This is a genomic window from Actinomadura darangshiensis, assembly GCF_004349235.1.
In the GTDB taxonomy this organism is placed as follows: Bacteria; Actinomycetota; Actinomycetes; order Streptosporangiales; family Streptosporangiaceae; genus Spirillospora; species Spirillospora darangshiensis.
The window spans coordinates 1-3,234 of sequence record NZ_SMKY01000525.1; the positions used below are offsets into that span (position 1 = coordinate 1).

Genomic DNA, 3,234 nt, shown 5'->3' on the forward strand with positions numbered 1-3,234 from the left:
ATGGTGGGGTGAGTCTTATCGATGAGCTGCCTTCTGGGAATGACGCCGACGCTGATTCGTTGTTCGAGGCCTTTGAGCGATGGGTGTCGGGCCGCGGGATCACGTTGTATCCCGCGCAGGAAGAGGCGCTCATCGAGGTGGTGTCGGGCGCGAACGTGATCCTGTCGACGCCGACCGGGTCCGGGAAGAGCCTCGTGGCGGCGGGGGCGCTGTTCGCGGCGCTCGGCAAGGACCAGGTCGGGTTCTACACGGCGCCGATCAAGGCGCTGGTGTCGGAGAAGTTCTTCGACCTGTGCGAGATGTTCGGGCGCGAGAACGTCGGGATGATGACCGGCGACGCGAGTGTCAACGCGGAGGCGCCGATCGTCTGCTGCACGGCCGAGGTCCTGGCGAACATCGCGCTCAGGGACGGTGCGGCCGCCGACATCGGTGTCGTGGTCATGGACGAGTTCCACTTCTACGCCGAGCCCGAGCGGGGATGGGCGTGGCAGGTGCCGCTGTTGGAGCTGCCGCAGGCGCAGTTCCTGCTGATGTCGGCCACCCTGGGGGACGTCTCGTTCTTCCAGAAGGATCTGGCGCGGCGGACGGGACGGCAGACGGCGCTGGTGACGTCGGCGGAAAGGCCGGTCCCGCTCATCTACGACTACCGGGTCACGCCGCTGCACGAGACGATCGAGGAGCTGCTGGCCGAGCAGAAGGCGCCGATCTACCTGGTGCACTTCACGCAGGCGGCGGCGATCGAGCGGGCGCAGTCTCTGATGAGCATCAATGTGTGCACCAAGGCGGAGAAGGCGCGCATCGCCGAACTGATCGGCAACTTCCGGTTCACCACGAAGTTCGGGCGGAGCCTGTCGCGGTTCGTCCGGCACGGGATCGGCGTGCACCACGCGGGGATGCTGCCCAAGTACCGGCGGCTGGTGGAGCGGCTGGCGCAGGCCGGGCTGCTGAAGGTCATCTGCGGGACGGACACGCTGGGCGTGGGGGTGAACGTCCCGATCAGGACCGTGGTGTTCACCGCGCTGAGCAAGTACGACGGGCACCGGGTGCGGCGGCTCCGGGCGCGGGAGTTCCACCAGATCGCCGGCCGGGCGGGGCGGGCCGGGTTCGACACGGTCGGGTTCGTGGTGGCGCAGGCCCCCGAGCATGTGGTCGAGAACGAGAAGGCCCTCGCCAAGGCGGGCGACGATCCCAAGAAGCGGCGGAAGGTGCAGCGCAAGAAGGCGCCCGAGGGGTTCGTCGGCTGGGACGAGGACGTCTACGCGAAACTGCAGGAGGCCGAGCCGGAGATGCTCCGGTCCCGGTTCCAGGTCAGCCACGCGATGCTGCTGTCGGTGATCGCGCGGCCGGGCAACGCCTTCGAGGCGATGAAGCGGCTGCTGACCGACAACCACGAGGAGCCCGCGGCGCGCCGGAGGCACATCTCCCGGGCGATCGCGATCTACCGGTCGCTGCTGGCGGGCGGGGTGGTCGAGGTGCTGCCGGAGCCCGACGACCTGGGACGGTACGCGCGCGTCACCGTCGACCTCCAGGAGGACTTCGCGCTCAACCAGGCGCTGTCGACGTTCGCGCTCGCGACGTTCGAGGTCCTCGACCCGGCGTCGCCGTCGTACGCGCTGGACGTGCTGTCGGTGATCGAGGCGACGCTGGACGACCCGCGGCAGATCCTCGCCGCGCAGGTCAACAAGGCGCGCGGCGAGGCCGTCCAGGAGATGAAGGCCGAGGGGATCGAGTACGAGGAGCGGATGGAGCTGCTCCAGGACGTCGACCATCCGAAGCCGCTGGAGGACGAGCTCGACGCCGCGTACGAGATCTACCGGGCCGGGCACCCGTGGGTGGGCGACCATCCGCTGCGGCCCAAGTCGGTCGTGCGCGACCTGTACGAGCGGGCGATGACGTTCACCGAGTACATCGGGTACTACGAGCTGGCGCGGGCCGAGGGGCTCGTCCTGCGGTACCTGTCGGGGGCCTACAAGGCGCTGCAGCAGACCGTCCCGGAGTCGATCAAGACCGACGACCTGATCGACCTGATCGAGTGGCTGGGCGAGCTGGTCCGGCAGGTCGACTCCAGCCTGCTGGACGAGTGGGAGCAGCTCGCGAACCCGGCCGACGAGGACCTGGACGAGCCGATCGAGGAGCGGGTCACGAAGGTGACCGCGAACGCGCGGGCGTTCCGGGTGCTGGTGCGCAACGCGATGTTCCGCCGGGTGGAGCTGGCGGCGCTGGAGAACTACGGCGCGCTGGGCGCGCTTGACCCCGACTTCGGCGCCGGCGCCTGGTCGGACGCCATGGACGGCTACTTCGAGGAGCACGACGAGCTGCTCACGGGGGCGGACGCGCGCGGCCCGAAGCTGCTGCAGATCGAGGAGGTCCCCGAGGACGCGCTCTGGCGGGTCCGGCAGGTGTTCGACGACCCGGAGGGCCACCACGACTGGGGCATCAGCGCCGAGGTCGACCTCGCGGGATCCGACCAGGAGGGCGAGGCCGTCGTCCGGGTGACCGGCGTCGACCGGATGTAGGAGGCAACCCATGGTGCAGGTCGCGGTGGCGCAGTTCGCGCCCGGCGTCAACAAGGACGAGAACCTGGCGGCGATCGGCAAGCTCACCGGGGAGGCGGCCGGGCGCGGCGCGAAGGTCGTGGTGCTTCCCGAGTTCGCCATGTTCACCGCGCCGAAGATGGACGGCCGGTTCGTCGACTCGGCCGAGCCCCTGGACGGCCCGTTCGCGGGCGGGCTCGGCGAGCTGGCGCGGCGGCACGGCGTGCACCTCGTCGCCGGGCTGAACGAGCGGCTGGACGACCGCAGCCGCATCTCCAACACGCTCGTCGCCGTCGCCCCCGGTGGCGGCATCGTCGCCGAGTACCGCAAGATCCACCTGTACGACGCGTTCGGGTACGAGGAGTCGGCGCTGGTCCGGCACGGCGAGATCGGCACGCCGCAGACGTTCACGGTCGACGGGGTCACGTTCGGCATGCAGACCTGCTACGACGTCCGGTTCCCGGAGGTGACGCGGCGGATCGTGGACGCGGGCGCCGACGTCCTCGCGCTGCCCGCCGAGTGGGTGCCGGGGCCGCTCAAGGAGGACCACTGGCGGACGCTGGTGCGGGCCCGCGCCATCGAGAACACGATCTATGTGGCGGCCGCCGACCAGTGCGCCCCGACCGGCGCCGGCAACAGCATGATCGTCGACCCGATGGGGGTGGTGGCGGCCGCGCTGGGGGAGGGGCCGGGCGTCGCG

2 protein-coding genes are annotated in these 3,234 nt (G+C 70.3%); both read left to right on the plus strand.

Annotation, left to right across the window (positions count from 1 at the left end; translation table 11 throughout):
• Positions 1 to 8: 8 nt before the first annotated feature.
• The gene (locus E1293_RS45850) at positions 9 to 2,516 is read left to right on the plus strand and encodes a DEAD/DEAH box helicase (protein ID WP_132206261.1); all 2,508 of its coding nucleotides are present in this window, start codon (positions 9 to 11) and stop codon (positions 2,514 to 2,516) included.
• Between the two features lie 10 nt (positions 2,517 to 2,526).
• On the plus strand, positions 2,527 to 3,234 hold a 708-nt coding region (locus tag E1293_RS45855; protein WP_132206263.1), incomplete at its 3' end, for a carbon-nitrogen hydrolase family protein.